Annotated in this window: 15 protein-coding genes; 1 reads left to right on the top strand and 14 read right to left on the bottom strand. The window is 35.8% G+C overall.

The genetic code is table 11. The annotated features are described in order from the left end of the window. Positions 1-92: 92 nt before the first annotated feature. The 11 genes from cimA to LJ207_RS00150 form a co-directional block, all read right to left on the bottom strand. Positions 93-1,667, bottom strand: coding sequence for a citramalate synthase (gene cimA / locus LJ207_RS00200; RefSeq protein WP_229342914.1), 1,575 nt, complete (start codon positions 1,665-1,667; stop codon positions 93-95). After that, positions 1,658-2,743: a 3-isopropylmalate dehydrogenase gene (locus LJ207_RS00195; protein ID WP_229342912.1), complete on the bottom strand. Its 1,086-nt coding sequence runs from the start codon at positions 2,741-2,743 to the stop codon at positions 1,658-1,660. The genes cimA and LJ207_RS00195 overlap by 10 nt, the downstream gene beginning before the upstream one ends. Continuing rightward, positions 2,743-3,234, bottom strand: a complete 492-nt coding sequence (gene leuD, locus LJ207_RS00190; RefSeq protein ID WP_229342910.1) for a 3-isopropylmalate dehydratase small subunit — start codon at positions 3,232-3,234, stop codon at positions 2,743-2,745. The genes LJ207_RS00195 and leuD overlap by 1 nt, the downstream gene beginning before the upstream one ends. Further along, positions 3,234-4,499: a 3-isopropylmalate dehydratase large subunit gene (leuC, locus tag LJ207_RS00185; RefSeq protein WP_229342908.1), complete on the bottom strand. Its 1,266-nt coding sequence runs from the start codon at positions 4,497-4,499 to the stop codon at positions 3,234-3,236. The genes leuD and leuC overlap by 1 nt, the downstream gene beginning before the upstream one ends. A 34-nt stretch (positions 4,500-4,533) precedes the next feature. Further along, positions 4,534-6,063 carry a 2-isopropylmalate synthase gene (locus LJ207_RS00180; protein WP_229342906.1) on the bottom strand — a complete coding sequence of 510 codons (1,530 nt, stop codon included), beginning with the start codon at positions 6,061-6,063 and terminating at the stop codon, positions 4,534-4,536. Between the two features lie 18 nt (positions 6,064-6,081). Continuing rightward, positions 6,082-7,068 carry a ketol-acid reductoisomerase gene (ilvC, locus tag LJ207_RS00175; RefSeq protein WP_229342904.1) on the bottom strand — a complete coding sequence of 329 codons (987 nt, stop codon included), beginning with the start codon at positions 7,066-7,068 and terminating at the stop codon, positions 6,082-6,084. A gap of 26 nt (positions 7,069-7,094) precedes the next feature. Beyond that, the gene (ilvN, locus tag LJ207_RS00170) at positions 7,095-7,583 is read right to left on the bottom strand and encodes an acetolactate synthase small subunit (protein ID WP_229342902.1); all 489 of its coding nucleotides are present in this window, start codon (positions 7,581-7,583) and stop codon (positions 7,095-7,097) included. A 3-nt stretch (positions 7,584-7,586) separates the two neighbouring features. Continuing rightward, positions 7,587-9,257 (bottom strand): biosynthetic-type acetolactate synthase large subunit, encoded by a 1,671-nt coding sequence (ilvB, locus tag LJ207_RS00165; protein ID WP_229342899.1) that lies wholly within the window; start codon positions 9,255-9,257, stop codon positions 7,587-7,589. 422 nt (positions 9,258-9,679) lie between these two features. Further along, complete coding sequence (gene ilvD / locus LJ207_RS00160; protein WP_229342897.1) at positions 9,680-11,335, bottom strand: dihydroxy-acid dehydratase; 1,656 nt, start codon at positions 11,333-11,335, stop codon at positions 9,680-9,682. 38 nt (positions 11,336-11,373) lie between these two features. Continuing rightward, positions 11,374-12,255 (bottom strand): branched-chain-amino-acid transaminase, encoded by an 882-nt coding sequence (ilvE, locus tag LJ207_RS00155; RefSeq protein WP_229342895.1) that lies wholly within the window; start codon positions 12,253-12,255, stop codon positions 11,374-11,376. A 238-nt stretch (positions 12,256-12,493) separates the two neighbouring features. Continuing rightward, positions 12,494-13,060, bottom strand: coding sequence for a hypothetical protein (locus tag LJ207_RS00150; RefSeq protein WP_229342893.1), 567 nt, complete (start codon positions 13,058-13,060; stop codon positions 12,494-12,496). A gap of 116 nt (positions 13,061-13,176) precedes the next feature. Between LJ207_RS00150 and LJ207_RS00145 the strand changes: the two genes are divergently transcribed. Further along, positions 13,177-13,950: a response regulator transcription factor gene (locus LJ207_RS00145; RefSeq protein ID WP_229342892.1), complete on the top strand. Its 774-nt coding sequence runs from the start codon at positions 13,177-13,179 to the stop codon at positions 13,948-13,950. 92 nt (positions 13,951-14,042) lie between these two features. Here LJ207_RS00145 and LJ207_RS00140 read toward each other — a convergent pair whose 3' ends face one another. From LJ207_RS00140 to LJ207_RS00130, 3 genes are read right to left on the bottom strand one after another with little or no spacing between them, the layout of a single operon-like run. Next, positions 14,043-14,525, bottom strand: coding sequence for a prepilin-type N-terminal cleavage/methylation domain-containing protein (locus tag LJ207_RS00140; RefSeq protein ID WP_229342890.1), 483 nt, complete (start codon positions 14,523-14,525; stop codon positions 14,043-14,045). Next, positions 14,522-14,908: a type IV pilus modification PilV family protein gene (locus LJ207_RS00135; RefSeq protein WP_229342888.1), complete on the bottom strand. Its 387-nt coding sequence runs from the start codon at positions 14,906-14,908 to the stop codon at positions 14,522-14,524. The genes LJ207_RS00140 and LJ207_RS00135 overlap by 4 nt, the downstream gene beginning before the upstream one ends. A gap of 17 nt (positions 14,909-14,925) precedes the next feature. Beyond that, positions 14,926-15,963 carry a hypothetical protein gene (locus tag LJ207_RS00130; RefSeq protein WP_229342886.1) on the bottom strand — a complete coding sequence of 346 codons (1,038 nt, stop codon included), beginning with the start codon at positions 15,961-15,963 and terminating at the stop codon, positions 14,926-14,928. Between the last annotated feature and the right edge of the window lie 15 nt (positions 15,964-15,978).

The raw sequence follows: 15,978 nt of genomic DNA, 5'->3' as shown, positions 1-15,978 counted from the left end.
AAAAAATTACAAAAAATTTTAGAAAAAAATCTTTTTGCCCATAAAAAAACAGCTGGCATTTAAGCCAGCTGTCTTAATTCATTGATTAATTTTTATTTATAACCTAAGCCATCTTCTATCAAGAGCCAGTATTCAATACTGTCTAAAAGAGCATCCCAGGAAGCCTGAATAATATTGGTTGAAACCCCAATTGTTGTCCAAGACTTTTCTAGGTCTGCTGTTTCGATCAGCACCCTTACCTTGGCTGCAGTTCCATCATTTCCATTTAAAACCCGCACCTTATAATCTATCAATTTGGTTTCTGTGATCTCAGGATAAAAAGAAACCAGTGCTTTACGGAAACAATTATCAAGGGCATTAACCGGTCCATCACCTTCAGCAGCTATATGAACCTTTTCTCCCTTAACTGTCATTTTTACCACGGCTTCGGAGTGAGTCTGCTCACCCCTATTATTACTATAGGTTCTAAAGTCTTCGATTTCATAAAATGATTTATAGCCTTTAAATTCCCTAAAAGCTAAGAGGATCAAAGATGCCTCTGCACCTTCAAACTGATAACCTTGGTTTTCAAGTTTCTTAACCCTTTTTATCAGTTTTCTGATCATCTCATTGGAGAAATCTTCAAGCTTAAAACCTAATTCTTTTAACTTATATTTTAAATTACTTTTTCCAGCCAGCTCTGATACCAATACCCTTCTTTCATTTCCGACCAGTTCTGGTTGAATATGCTCATAGGTATTTGGATTTTTACGAACCGCACTTACGTGGATTCCACCCTTATGAGTAAAAGCACTTTTACCAACATAAGGCATATTATTTTTAGGAATCAAATTAGCGGTTTCTGTAACAAAAAAGTAGAGTGGTTTTAGCTGTTTAAGCTGTTCATCAGAAACCAATCTTTCTTCATATTTAAGCTGTAAGCTGGGTATAATACTGCAGAGATCTGCATTACCACAGCGCTCACCTAAACCACCAACTGTTCCCTGAAAATGAACCGCACCTTCCTCATAGGCTGCCAGTGAATTTGCTACAGCTAAATTACCATCATTATGAGCATGAATGCCGAGGTCAGTTTTAACATGTTTTTTGACCTCCTGCATAATCTCTCTTACCTGACTGGGCAGCATACCACCATTTGTATCACATAAGACCAAAACCTCAGCACCTGCATCTTCAGCAGCTTTTAAGGTCTTCAGAGCATATTCAGGGTTGTTTACATAACCATCAAAGAAATGCTCAGCATCATAGATTACATTAAGTCCCTTTGCTCTTAAAAAGTTAATAGTATCAGTGATCATGTCGATATTTTCCTGTAGTGGTACTTCAAGGGCTTCGGTAACATGAAAATCCCATGATTTAGCAAAAATAGTGACATAATTAACCCCAGAATCAACCAATTTCAAGATATTAGGGTCTTCACTTGCCTTCATATTTGCTCTTCTTGTTGAGCTGAAAGCGGTGATTTCAGCGTGCTCAAATTCCATATTCTGGGCTTCTCTGAAAAAATCCTCGTCTTTTGGATTGGAGCCAGGCCAACCACCTTCAATAAAATCGATTCCAAAACGATCCAGCTGTCTAGCAATTCTTAACTTGTCATCAAGGGATAAAGAAACTCCTTCTCCCTGTGAACCATCTCTTAAAGTTGTATCATAAGTTTTTAATCCCACTCTGCATCATTCTCACCTTCCTCATTTGTTTTGATTGACTGAACTAAATAGTCACCAACTTCGTCAGTGCTGAGATCCCCCCCAATATCACCTGTAATCATGTTTTTAGATAGGGCATCTACAACAGCAGCCTCTGTTTTTTCGGCCAGTTCTGGGTGACCCAACTGCTGCAGCATCATTGCAGCTGCTAAAACAGCTGCCAGGGGATTGGCAATATTTTGCCCGGCAATATCAGGTGCACTTCCATGTACAGGTTCAAACATTGAAATACTGTCTGGGTTGATATTACCTGAAACAGCCATTCCCATACCTCCCTGGATTTCGGCTCCAAGGTCGGTAATAATATCACCGAAAATATTACAGGTTACAATTACATCAAATATCTCCGGATTACGAACCATCTTCATGGTAATTGCATCTACCAGATAATGATCCTGAGCTACATCTGGATAATTTTCTCCCATTGCTTTAAAAGCTCTCTGCCAGAGATTATGAGCATAAGTTAAAACATTGCTCTTATCACAAACAGTTAATTTAGGCTCTTTACCGAATTTTTGAGCATATTCAAAGGCATATTTAATAATTCTATCTACACCTTTACGGGTTGAAATCATCTCCTGAGTAGCTACCTCATCAGGGGTATCTTTTTTAAGAAAACCACCGATACCGGCATAAATACCTTCAGTATTTTCTCTTACAACTGTGAAGTTGATATCTTTGACACCTTTCCCTTTAAGTGGGGAAAATTCTTCTTTATATAATTTAATAGGTCGCAGATTGATATATTGATCAAAATAAAAGCGGAGTTTTAGCAAAATACCTTTTTCTAAAAGACCTGGCTCAACTCTGGGGTCACCCACAGCACCAAGATAGATTGCATCAAAGGTTTCCAGCTTATTTAAAACCCCATCAGGCATAATTTCTCCTGTTCTGAGATATCTTTCTGCACCTAAATCGAACTTTTCAAACTTAAGTCCTAATTGATGTTTATCATTAAAATAATCTAGTACCTTAAGTCCCTGTCTTGTTACCTCTTCTCCGATTCCATCACCTGGAATATAGGCTATATTACTCATTATACACCCACCTTTTTGATGTGCTCGATTAAGCCGCCATCTTTAATAATTTCCTGCATAAAAGGTGGAAATGCCTCTGCCTGATAACTTTCACCTGTTCTCAAGTTTTTAACTATACCCTGATCAATATCAACCTCAAGAGTATCTCCAGCTTCAGTTGCTTCTACTGCTTCCGGACACTCTAATATAGGAAGCCCGATATTGATAGAGTTACGGTAAAAGATTCTGGCAAAACTTTCAGCAACAACACAGGCTACTCCTGCATATTTAATAGCTAGTGGGGCATGTTCTCTAGAACTACCTGAACCAAAGTTTTTACCACCAACTATTATATCACCTGCTTCTACCTTTTCGGCAAAGTCTGCATCTATATCTTCCATACAGTGGGCTGCTAGGACCTCTGGTGAGGAAGAAGTTAAATAACGGGCAGGAATAATTACATCTGTATCTACATTATCACCATATTTAAATACTTTTCCTTTTAATTTCATTATTTGATTACCTCCTCTGGAGCAGCAATATAGCCTTTAACTGCTGATGCTGCTGCAACTGCTGGACTTGATAGATATACTTCACTTTTAGGTGAGCCCATTCTACCGACAAAATTACGGTTGGTTGTAGAGATGGCTCTTTCTCCTTCAGCTAAAATACCCATATGTCCACCAAGACACGGTCCACAGGTTGGGGTGCTAAAGGCAGCACCTGCTTCAATGAAGATTTCTACCAGACCTTCATTAACAGCCTGCTTATAGATATCCTGGGTACCAGGGAAGATCAAACAGCGTACATCGGGATGAATCTTATTAAATTCAAGAATTTTAGCAGCTGCTCTCAAGTCTTCGATTCTACCATTTGTACAGGAGCCGATTACTGACTGATGGATCTTGACCTCACCAGCTTCACTCACACCTCTTGTATTATCGGGCAGACTTGGAAAAGCAACCTGAGGTTCGATTTGACTTACATCAATCTCTATTACCTCTTCATATTCTGCATCTTCATCACTTTGATAGATATTGTAGTCTCTAACCGCTCTACCTTTTAAATACTCAACTGTTTTATCATCAGCTTCGATCAAACCGGCTTTTCCACCAGCTTCGATGGCCATATTAGACATGGTCATTCTACCGTCCATAGAAAGATTAGAAATAGCTTCTCCGGTAAATTCCATAGCTTTATATAAAGCACCATCTACACCGATCTTACCGATAGTATAGAGGATCAAGTCTTTACCACTAACCCAGGGCTGTAGTTCTCCAGTATAAACGAATTTAATCGTTGGAGGTACTTTAAACCAGGCTTTACCTGTTGCCATAGCGGCAGCCATATCAGTACTTCCTACCCCTGTTCCTAAAGCACCCAAGGCACCATAAGTACAGGTGTGGGAGTCAGCACCGACAATGATCTCTCCCGGTAAGGCAAGACCTTTTTCCGGCAGCAGCACATGTTCTATACCCATCTGACCGATTTCAAAGAAATTTGTCAGCTCATGTTTGCGGGCAAATTCACGCAGCATTTTTACCTGCTCAGCTGCCTGAATATCTTTGCTTGGCGCAAAGTGGTCAGGTACAATAACTACCCTATCTTTATCAAATACAGTTTCAACACCAATTTTATTAAATTCCTCTATTGCAACCGGTGTGGTGATATCATTACCTAATACGATATCAACCTCAGCATTAACTATCTGCCCCGGTTTAAGCTCATCATATTCTGTATGAGCTGCAAGGATTTTTTCGATCATCGTCATTCCCATCTAAATATCCACTCCTCTTATTGATTTATATAATTTAAGACTTTTTATTATTCTTATTATAGACAAGATATTTATTTATAGCATCTAGATAAGCAATTGCACTTGCCTCGGTAATATCGGTTTGAGATGAACGGCCTGTATAGATCTTACCATCTATCTCAGCTGCTACAAATGATTCACCTAAGGCATCTTTACCTTCTGTTACTGCATCAACTTTATAGGACATTAATTTAATATCTTCAATACCTGTTAATTCATTGATAGTCTGGAATATCGCATCTACAGGTCCATCCCCATTACAGGCTGCTGTCTGAATAACCTCATCATCTTTGATCAGCCTTATAGTAGCAGTTGGTAATAGTCCTTTACCTGTCATAACTGAAATGTATTCCAGCTCATAAACCTTGTCATAATCATAAAGTTCATTGTCAAGTAAGGCAAAAATATCTGCATTACTGACATTTTTCTTTTTATCTGCCAGGTCTTTAAACCTTTTGAAGAAATTATTAAAGGTTTTATCATCAAGCTGATAGTCATACTTTTCTAAGAAGTCCTTTAAAGCATGCCGACCTGAGTGTTTACCTAAGACAAGCTTGTTTTCTTCTAAACCTATTGTTTTAGCATCCATAATCTCATAGGTTGTTCTTTCTTTGATTACCCCATCCTGGTGGATACCTGATTCATGGGCAAAAGCATTGGCCCCAACGATAGCCTTATTGGGCTGGATGGACATCCCGGTAGAGTTAGAAACAAGTTTGCTTAATCTAGCAATTTGGGTTGTATCCTGGGTTATCTCTAGATCATAATAATCCTGTCTGGTATAAAGAGCCATTACAATCTCTTCTAAGGCTGCATTACCAGCTCTTTCCCCGATTCCATTAACAGAGACCTCTACCTGAGTAGCTCCATTTTCGATTGCAGCCAGAGAGTTGGCAACTGCCAATCCTAAATCATTGTGACAGTGGACACTGATCTCTGCCTGATCGATTAAAGGCGTATTTTCTCTGATTGTTTTAATTAAATTACCAAATTCACTTGGTACAGTATAACCTACTGTATCAGGAATATTAACCACCTTAGCTCCAGCTTCAATTACAGCATTTAATAATCTGCATAAAAAGTCAACATCACTCCGGGCAGCATCTTCAGCTGAAAACTCGATATTATCTGTATACTGTTTGGCATATTTGATAGCTTCAACAGCACTGTTTAAAACCTCATCTTCAGTCATTTTAAGTTTGTATTCCAAATGAATGGGAGAAGAAGCGATAAAGATATGCAGCCTCGGTTTAGCAGCACCTTTAAGGGCATCCCAGGCTCTATCTATATCTTTTTTGCGGCATCTACATAAAGCAGCAACCTCAATTTCACTAATATTATCTGCCACCATTTTAACCGCATTATAGTCTCCATCTGAAGCGATGGGAAAACCTGCTTCTATGACATTAACCCTCATTTTTTCTAATTGTTTAGCAATGGCAAGTTTTTCTTCAGGAATTAAAGTTACACCTGGAGATTGCTCACCATCTCTTAATGTTGTATCGAAAAACTTAACTGTTTTCATCTTGCTTCACCACCTTATTTAGTCAATCCATGACATCATCTTTCTCAATCTAGCTCCTACTTCCTCAATTAAGGATTCTTCGTCTTTTTTGGTTAGAGAATTAAATACAGGTCTATTTGCCTGATTTTCTAAGATCCAGTTACGGGCAAATTCTCCATTTTGAATATCTGCCAGTACCTCTTTCATATTTTCTCTAACATGATCATCTATTATTTTCGGTCCAACCATAATATCTCCATATTGGGCTGTATCACTGATAGAATCACGCATTGTTGAAATTCCACCTTCAAACATTAGATCAACGATCAGCTTAAGTTCATTTAAACACTCGAAATAGGCTATTTCCGGCTGATAGCCTGCTTCAACTAAAGTTTCAAAACCGGCTTTTACCAGTGCTGTTGCTCCACCACATAAAACAGCCTGTTCTCCAAAGAGATCTGTTTCTGTTTCTTCTTTAAAGCTGGTTTCGATTACACCGGCATGAGTACAGCCAATAGCTTTAGCATAAGCTAAACCAATAGCATAGGCATTTGCAGTATAATCCTGATAAACTGCCAGTAAACCGGGAACACCTTTACCATCTACATAAAGTCTTCTCACCAGGTGACCTGGACTTTTAGGTGCTACCATTATTACATCTACATTTTTTGGTGGAACTATCTGATCATAATGGATATTAAATCCATGGGAGAAAACCAGAGTATTGCCATCTTCTAGGTTCCCTTCAATATCATTTTTAAAGACAGAAGCCTGTTTGATATCTGGAATTAAAATCTGAATAACATCTGCTTTTGCACTTGCTTCTGCAGTTGTATAAACATCAAAACCATCTTTTTCGGCAACTTCCCAGCTGCTGCTTTCTTTTCTTAAACCAATAATAGTTTTTACTCCACTATCTTTAAGGTTTTGTGCCTGGGCATGACCCTGACTTCCATAACCAATAACCGCTACTGTTTTATCTTCTAAGTACTTTAGATCTGCATCTTTATCATAATAAATTTCCATTGTATCTATCCCCTTTTATTTTATAATTATCTTTCTACTGCCTGACCCCTGCTTAAAGCAACAATTCCTGTTCTAACAAATTCAGCAATCCCAAAATCACGCAGTAATTCTGTTAAAGCTTCTAATTTATCTTGGGTACCTGTAGCTTCGATCATCAAACTATCTGCAGCTACATCTACAATTTGAGCTCTAAAAGTATCAGCAATTTGAATGATTTCAGAGCGCTGTTTGCGGGTACATTTAACCCTGATTAAAATTAAATCTCTTTCCACGATTTGATTTTGATCAAGTTCTTTGATCTTTAAAACATTGATCAGCTTATGGAGCTGTTTGGTAACCTGTTCTAAGGTTTTTTCGTCTCCATGAACTACTATTGTCATCCTTGATATTTCAGGATTTTCTGTTTTACCAACATTGAGACTTTCGATATTAAAGTTACGACGACTAAAAAGACCTGCAACCCTTGTTAGAACACCTGGTTTATTAAGAACAGAAACTGATAAAATATGTGTCATTTTTTATCCCCCTATCATATCTTTTAAGCCAGCACCAGCTGGTACCATCGGATAAACATTTTCTTCTTCTGGAATCTTGATGTCCAGAACTACCGGACCATTATGTTCCATCGCCTCTTTTAAAGCAGCATCTAATTCGCTTTTCTTCTCAACTCTTTTTGCCCAGATCCCATAAGCATCTGCCATTTTAATAAAATCAGGAGCAGGTATTTTGGTAGAAGCATATCTTTTATCAAAAAAGAACTCCTGCCACTGTCTAACCATCCCCAAATAGTTATTATTAAAGATTAAAACTTTGATGGGAATATTATATGTCTGGGCGGTTCCCAATTCCTGTAGATTCATCTGAATAGAACCATCACCTGCAATTAAAATAACTTTTTCATCGGGCTGACCTATTTGAGCACCAATTGCTGCTGGAAGTCCATAACCCATAGTTCCCAGTCCACCTGAGGTTAAAAACTGACGCGGTTTCTGGTATTTATGGAACTGAGCAGCCCACATTTGATGCTGACCAACTTCGGTTACAATGGTTGCATCTCCATCAGTAAATTTATCTATTTCTTCCATCACATACTGTGGTTTGATTACCTCACTACCATCATCTTCGTATTTAAGTGGATATTTTTCTTTGAGTTCTTTGATTCTCTGCTGCCATTCTCCCATTTCTTTTTCATCTATATGGGGTAAGAGCTCATTTAAAACGGTTTTAATATCTCCTACGATCGGTACGGTCACATCAACATTTTTCCCGATTTCTGCCGGATCTATATCGATCTGCACTATATCTGCATCAGCTGCAAATTCATCCAGTTTTCCTGTTACCCTGTCATCAAAACGGGCTCCAACCGCTATCAGTAGGTCTGCTTCTGTGGTAGCAAGGTTTGCATATTGAGTCCCATGCATTCCCAGCATTTCTAAAGCAAGCTCCTTATCTTCTGGATAAATTCCAAGTCCCATTAAGGTTGTAGTAATCGGTATTTTAGCCTTTTCTACCAGAGCTCTAATCTCCTGGTCTGCTCCAGAGATTACTGCCCCTCCTCCAACATAAAGTAATGGTTTTTTAGCACTATTGATTGCCTTAGCAGCTTTATTAATCTGTAATTTATGACCTTCAAAGGTAGGTCTGTAACCAGGTAAATCAATAGAATCAGGATATTCAAATTCCATTTCTGCCTGAGTTACATCTTTAGCCAGATCAATTAAAACAGGACCCGGTCTACCGGTTCTGGCAATATAGAATGCTTCTTTGATAGTTCTTGGTAGATCTTTGATATCGGTAACTAAAAAGTTATGTTTGGTAATTGGTAAAGAAATCCCTGTAATGTCTGCTTCCTGAAAAGCATCTTTACCGATTAAAGAACTCGGTACCTGACCTGTAAAAGCCACAATCGGTACAGAATCCATCTGAGCTGTTGCCAAACCTGTAACAAGATTTGTTCCACCTGGCCCAGAGGTTGCAATACAGACTCCAACCTTACCTGTACTTCTTGCATAACCATCAGCTGCATGAATTACTCCCTGTTCATGCCGTCCCAAATAATGTTTAAGGGAAGAAGAAAATAGGGCGTCATAAAGATTAATAACAGCTCCTCCCGGATAACCAAAGACTACATCAACATTTTCTTTCTTTAATGATTCGATAATAATTTGTCCACCATTCAATTTTGGCATAAATTCACCTCCAGGTGATTTTAAAAAAATATATAAAAATAGCCCTGAATACAATTATCCAAGGCAGAAAATAGGTCTAAGATATCAGCTATAATTTTATCTAAAGCACTAACTAAAACTAATCTAAGTAAGAATTATAAAGATTCCCAAATTATATTTTCTAAATATGTAAAAAGAAATATTTAAAAAATTAAATTAATAGTTATATATTTTAGTTTAAAGCTCTAGATTAAATAAATTATATAATATCTTAGATGAAGCAAAACTCTACTCTACTACTTGATATTGTTGAAACTTCATCATAATATAATATTTTATCTATACTAGAAATTATTAGTATTTAATCATACTATACTAAATTATTTATAAATAATCAATACCTACCAGTAATTAATACCGATAAGTACTGATTATTTTGATTTTTATTCAAAAACTGCTCCTTTTGAAGCAGGGCCAACCAGTTTTGCATAACGTTTTAAATAACCACTTACCTCAGGTATATATGCTTCAACCTTTTCCATCCTTGCCGCAAGTTCTTCTGCAGATAGTTCTACTTCAAGTACAAAGTTATCCATATCGATATGGATAATATCTCCTTCTTCAATTGCAGCAATTGGACCTCCTGCTGCAGCTTCTGGAGATACATGCCCTATAGCTGCACCTTTGGTAGCTCCGGAAAATCTACCATCTGTGATTAAAGCTACACATTCATCAAGTCCCATTCCAGCTAAAGCTGAAGTAGGAGCTAACATCTCTCTCATTCCTGGTCCACCTTTAGGACCTTCATTTTTAATCACAACTACGTCACCGGGAACAATCTCCCCCCCATTGATCGCTTTTATGGCCTCTTCTTCACTTGAATATACTCGAGCAGGCCCACGATGCTCTTTCATTTTATCGGCAACTGCTGCTCTCTTAACTACAGAACCCTGAGGAGCAATATTACCCTTTAAAATAGCAAGTCCTCCTCTGGGATGGTAAGGATTATCGAGAGGACGAATAATCTCATGGTCAATAAAGTTGATAGCTGCTAGATTTTCTTTTAAGGTTTGAGCACTTACTGTTAGAACATCTCCCTCAACCAATCCTGCCTCATAAAGTTCATTGATTACGGCATGGATTCCCCCGGCCTGATCTAAATCTTCCATATGGTTTAAACCTGCTGGAGTTAAACTACAGATATGAGGTACCTTATCACTGACCTCATTGAAGTGTTCTAATTCTATCTCAACTCCTGCTTCATGAGCAATAGCGGGTAAATGGAGGGCTGTATTGGTTGAACAGCCTAAAGCCATATCAACCGCAATTGCATTTTCAAAAGCAGCCCTTGTTAAGATATCTGAAGGTCTAATATCTTCTTCAACAAGTTTCATTACTGCTTTACCGGCCGCTTTTGCCAGTCGAATTCTGTCTGCATTTACAGCTGGAATTGTCCCATTACCAGGTAGAGCAATCCCCAGTGCTTCAGCCATCGAATTCATAGAGTTTGCTGTAAACATACCTGCACAGGATCCTGCTCCTGGACAGGCTCTTTTAGAAATTAGCTCCAGTTCTTCTTCCTCCATCTTACCTGATACAACGGAGCCAACTGCTTCAAAAACATTGTGTAAATCAATTGCTTCTCCACAGTAATTACCTGCCTTCATCGGTCCACCACTGATTACAATAGCGGGAATATCGAGTCTGGCTGCTGCCATCATCATTCCGGGTACTATCTTATCACAGTTGGGTACCAAAACAAGTCCATCAAGCTGATGTCCACTTACAACTGCTTCTACCGAATCTGCAATTATCTCCCGACTGGCCAGAGAAAATCTCATTCCTTCATGACCCATCGCTATCCCATCACAAACACCGATGGTAGAGAATGATAGAGCAGTTCCTCCAGCTGCTGTAATACCATGTTTGGCAGCCTTTGCTATATCATCTAAGTGTTTATGCCCGGGAATTATATCATTAGCTGAATTGGCAATACCAATCAGCGGTTTATTTATATCATCATCTGAAAGCCCTAATGCATAGAGTAAAGATCTATGTGGGGCTCTTTCTATGCCTTTTTTTATCTTATCACTTCTCATTATTTCCTCCTTAATCCTAACTACTAAAGTAAAAGAATTTAAGCTTGATAAATCTCTTTACCACTTGTATGAGCTATTTCTCTAAATCTGGCAATAAGTTTGGTAGTTTTACTACCAACTTTTCCTTCACCAATAGTTCTGCCGTCAACTTCTACTACTGGAATAACCTCAGCTGCAGTTCCACTTAAAAAGCACTCATCAGCTATAAAGATATCGTGTCTGGTAAAGAGCTCTTCTTTGACTTCTAATCCCATTTCTTCCGCTATTTCCAGCACAACTTCTCTTTTGGTTCCTTTTAAGATTCCTGCATATTTAGGTGGAGTATAGAGGGTATTACCTTCGATAATAAAGATATTATCTCCTGTACACTCAGCAACATAACCATCACTATTTAAGATTATGGCCTCTGGAGCTTCTGCTAAATTAGCCTCTATTCTAGCCATAATATTATTTAAATAATTTAAAGATTTAATGCGAGGATTAACCATCTCCGGCCCATTTCTCCGGGTAGGTACGGTCACAAGCTTAAGTCCGGTTTCATAAAGTTCCTCATCATAGAGTTGAATAGCACTGGCTATAATAACTACTGTAGCCTTATCACATTTACGAGGATCTAATCCTAAATCCCCCACACCCCTAGAGACAACAACTCTTATGTAAGCATCTCTTAATTGATTAGCCCTGATTGTATTTAAAATCGCTTCTTCCATCTCTTCAGGACTTAGAGGTATATCTAACATGATAGTTTTTGCAGACTCATAAAGGCGCTTAATATGGTCATCAAGCATAAATACTCTACCACTATAGGCTCTTATCCCTTCAAAAATACCATCACCATATAAATAACCATGATCAAAAACTGAAATTTTTGCCTCATCTTCGGGAACTATCTCACCGTTTAGATAAATATTTCTACTCACTGATCGTCCTCCTTAATATATAATAAATTGTAGTTTAAACCTACTCAATTTATAGATAAATTACTATAGCTATACTATCTGCTATCATATATGTATTGCTTATAAATTATATAGTTAATTCGTTTAAATGTCAAGAATTATAAAGAGAAAAAAGCTCCCCAAAAAAGGGAGCTATTCTCCAAAAGAACTTTATTTCATTTTGATTATTTTTTAAGTAATTCAATCTTTATTTTAAGTACTATTCTTCTCCATTATTACTTAAAAATGAACCTCTCATCTCATAACCAACAAAATAGTAATTGACTCTTGAATCTTCACCAGTAACACCCTCAATATCTCCAGTATACTCACTGTTTAATTTAAAGCGATTATAGCCAAAATAGAGGCTGTTATCACTTTCTGTTTTATAATCAAAAAAGACATTATATATTTTATGGTCTGAATCATAATCTTCAACCTTCCAATCAGGTACATAATCCAGACTTAAACGCATGTAAAGATTATCCCTGATCCCTGTGTCTAAAGCTAGATAAAAATTATTGACATTGTTATCAGCACTTAGAAAACCATCAGCAGCTAATTTAGGCTCTAACCTCCCCACATTAGCTGTAAACCTGTAATCACCCTTATTTAGTTCACCTGGATCTAATGGAACTAAATAATCCATCTGCCAATCTGCATAAACTAAACTTTTAGCACCAAGCATCTGGCTAAATACCCTGTCTAGACTATAGGCTGCTGTAACTCCTGATAAAACAATTAATAGAATAAAAACCATACCCACTACAATAAATTTTTTTCTCATCGAATTTCCCTCCCATGCAGGATTATTTTGTATTTCCCATAACTATATAATAATAATATCACTATCTAGCAAAAAGTTATATTACACTTTAGTATAATATTTGGGAGGATTTTAGCATGAATAGCTTAGAAAAAATAGAATGGGAGAAAATATTTGCCTTTATTGCTAAAACAGGTAAAATTATGGATTTAAATAAATACTCTCATTATTTTATTCAAGAGCTTAATAAATTAATACCATTTTATGCAGCCAACTTTTTTCTCTGTGAAAAAGAAAAAAAAGAACTAAAAGAACCAATCTGTTTTAATATCAGCAATTCTGCCCTCCAAGCTTATCAAAATTATTATTATAAATTAGATGATATCCGTAAAATTGCTTTTGATAAACCTGAACCAATTAGAAGTACTGACTTAATGAATTACAAGAAATGGATTAATACAGAATACTTTAATGATTTTCTCCAAAGTAATAATCTATTCTATTCCTGTGGAATAGATATCCATTTTGATGATAATTTATTGGGCACAATCAGTATATTCAGAAGAAAAGAAGATGGTAATTTTGAATTAAACGATTTAGTCTATTTAAAATTAATCAGCGAACATAGTGCAAACCATCTCTATAAATTATATAAGATCAATAAGTTAAAAAGAGAAAACCAAATAAATAATGAAAAACTAATCAATAAAAGTGCCAATAAATATAATTTAACAGATAGAGAAAAAGAAGTTTTAAAATTAACCATCCAGGGCTTAAGCAATCAAGAAATTGCCGCCAAATTATTTATTTCTGTTAATACGGTAAAAAAACATATCAGCCATTTATTTAATAAGTGTGGTGCCAGCAGCAGAACTGAATTAATACCAATGATTTATAATCTAGAATGTTAAAATCCCAGCCTTTCAGCTGGGATATTTTTATCTATAGAATTATAATTAGAATTATAAAAAGAAAAAATAATATTAACTTTATAATTAACCATTTAATTATTTTGCTCATTACTATCTATATTTCTAGGTTTAATTTCTGTTTTTACAGATACTGTTTCATTACACTCAGAATCTCTACACTTTTTGATTTCTATTTCATAAACACTATTATCATTTGTAATATTAAACTCTTTAATATTTGAAAAGCTTCTAATTATTATTTGAGAATCTTTATCCGTAATTATAATTTTACTATTTTCTTGCTTTATTTCTTCATCTTTATTAGTCATTATTATATCATTATCAACATCAATATCTTCAGCATTTCTTGCATAAGCAGAAATTTCGGTTAATCTAATTTCCGCAAATTGTTTTGCACTCATTCTTTCCGTGCTTGGAGTGACAACATTAAAAGCATTAAGTATGGCCCCTGTACTTATAGAAACTAAAATTGTTATTATGGACAAAGCCAATATAACTTCTAATAATGTAAATCCTTCATCTGATTTTAGTTGTTCCCTAATAATTTTAATCATAAATCATCACCGCCAGTTAAAAGTATCTCATTACTGTAATTTCTGTCTTCCCAAGTTATCTCAAATAAAAATAAGTTAGTTTCAACTTCATCATAACTGACTATGATATCTACACCTGAATTTTCATTATCACCTTTTTCAACAAGGTGCAGAGAATAATCATCAATAGAGGTAGAGATATCCCAATCACCTCTATTATTACGCAGCCTCTCAATTATTGAATCACTTATTCTTCTTGCTTCAAGCCTTTGATCAACCAAAGCTTCAGATCTTAGACCATTTATAAAAGCACCTGAAAATCCAATTATAAGTATTAAAATTAAGACAAGTGAAGCCATAATTTCTATTAAAGTAATTCCATCTTCTTTTTTTAAAAATTTCATTAATCATACCTCACTTTCTATAATTGTTCCCAGCTACTGATAGATACTTCATTTCTAAAATCATCGGGAAGTTGTGAACTATCAGCTCCTACATCAAAACTACCTACACCACTTAATCTAAGATAATATTCTCTATTTCCATGTGATTTTGAGTTTTTTCCGAATACAGAAAATGTAGGGTTTTCCCAATCTTTAGCAGATGAAGCTCCCGACATTTCAACATAGTCTCTAACGATAATTACAGAATTAATTATATTAGTTTGGGCTCCCATTTCCATTTTTCCATTTATTACGATTATAGAATTTTCTACATCAGAATGACTAATTTCTAAATCTGAAGCTACATAAATAATAGAATCTTTTAAATCATTTTCAATTTTAGAATCAATTGTTACAAATTTATCAGTATCAAATTTTAAATTATCAGGATCATCAAAATCAAAAAAATCATCATTTAAAAATATATTAGAAAATTCTGCAAAAGATTCTGTTCCCCAATCATCAATATTTATTGCTTTTTTTATGTCTCCATCTTGACCATCAATTCTATAATATTCATCATTCTCTCCAATCTCTCTGTCTTGAATATTAAAATTTCTCATTCCAGAACCTGAACCAAAAGAAATAGCAAATCTAATCTCTTGAGTATATTCTCTATCATTATTAGCTCTGTAAAGTCCTTTAGAAATAAAAAAATCTCCATTTTCATTATCTAAATCATCTGCAGTTATTTTAAACTTGATCTTACTTTCATCTAAACCCAAATCTTCTCCATCAATCCAGTTATCTGCAGAATTAAACTCAATTTCTCCATTTTCTAACTTGAGACTATAATTTTCTTCGATATCATTTAATTGTATCTGATTAAGCCTACTATTTATAAATTCAACCCCAGAATCTGCATTATGAAATGCTTTTGCAATTGACTCTTCATGTACAGAAGTACTGATATGACCTCTAACAGAAGTAAATAATGCTCCTACCAATACAGTACCAACTAATAGAAAAAGTAAAACTAGTATTAAAGCTGCTCCATCTTCATTTCTTAAAGACATTTGTAGTCCTCCCTT

It is taken from the genome of Halanaerobium polyolivorans (assembly GCF_020711195.1).
Taxonomy (GTDB): Bacteria; Bacillota; Halanaerobiia; order Halanaerobiales; family Halanaerobiaceae; genus Halanaerobium; species Halanaerobium polyolivorans.
The sequence above is the reverse complement of the archived record's forward strand: the minus strand, read 5'-3'. Positions and strand labels throughout refer to the sequence as shown.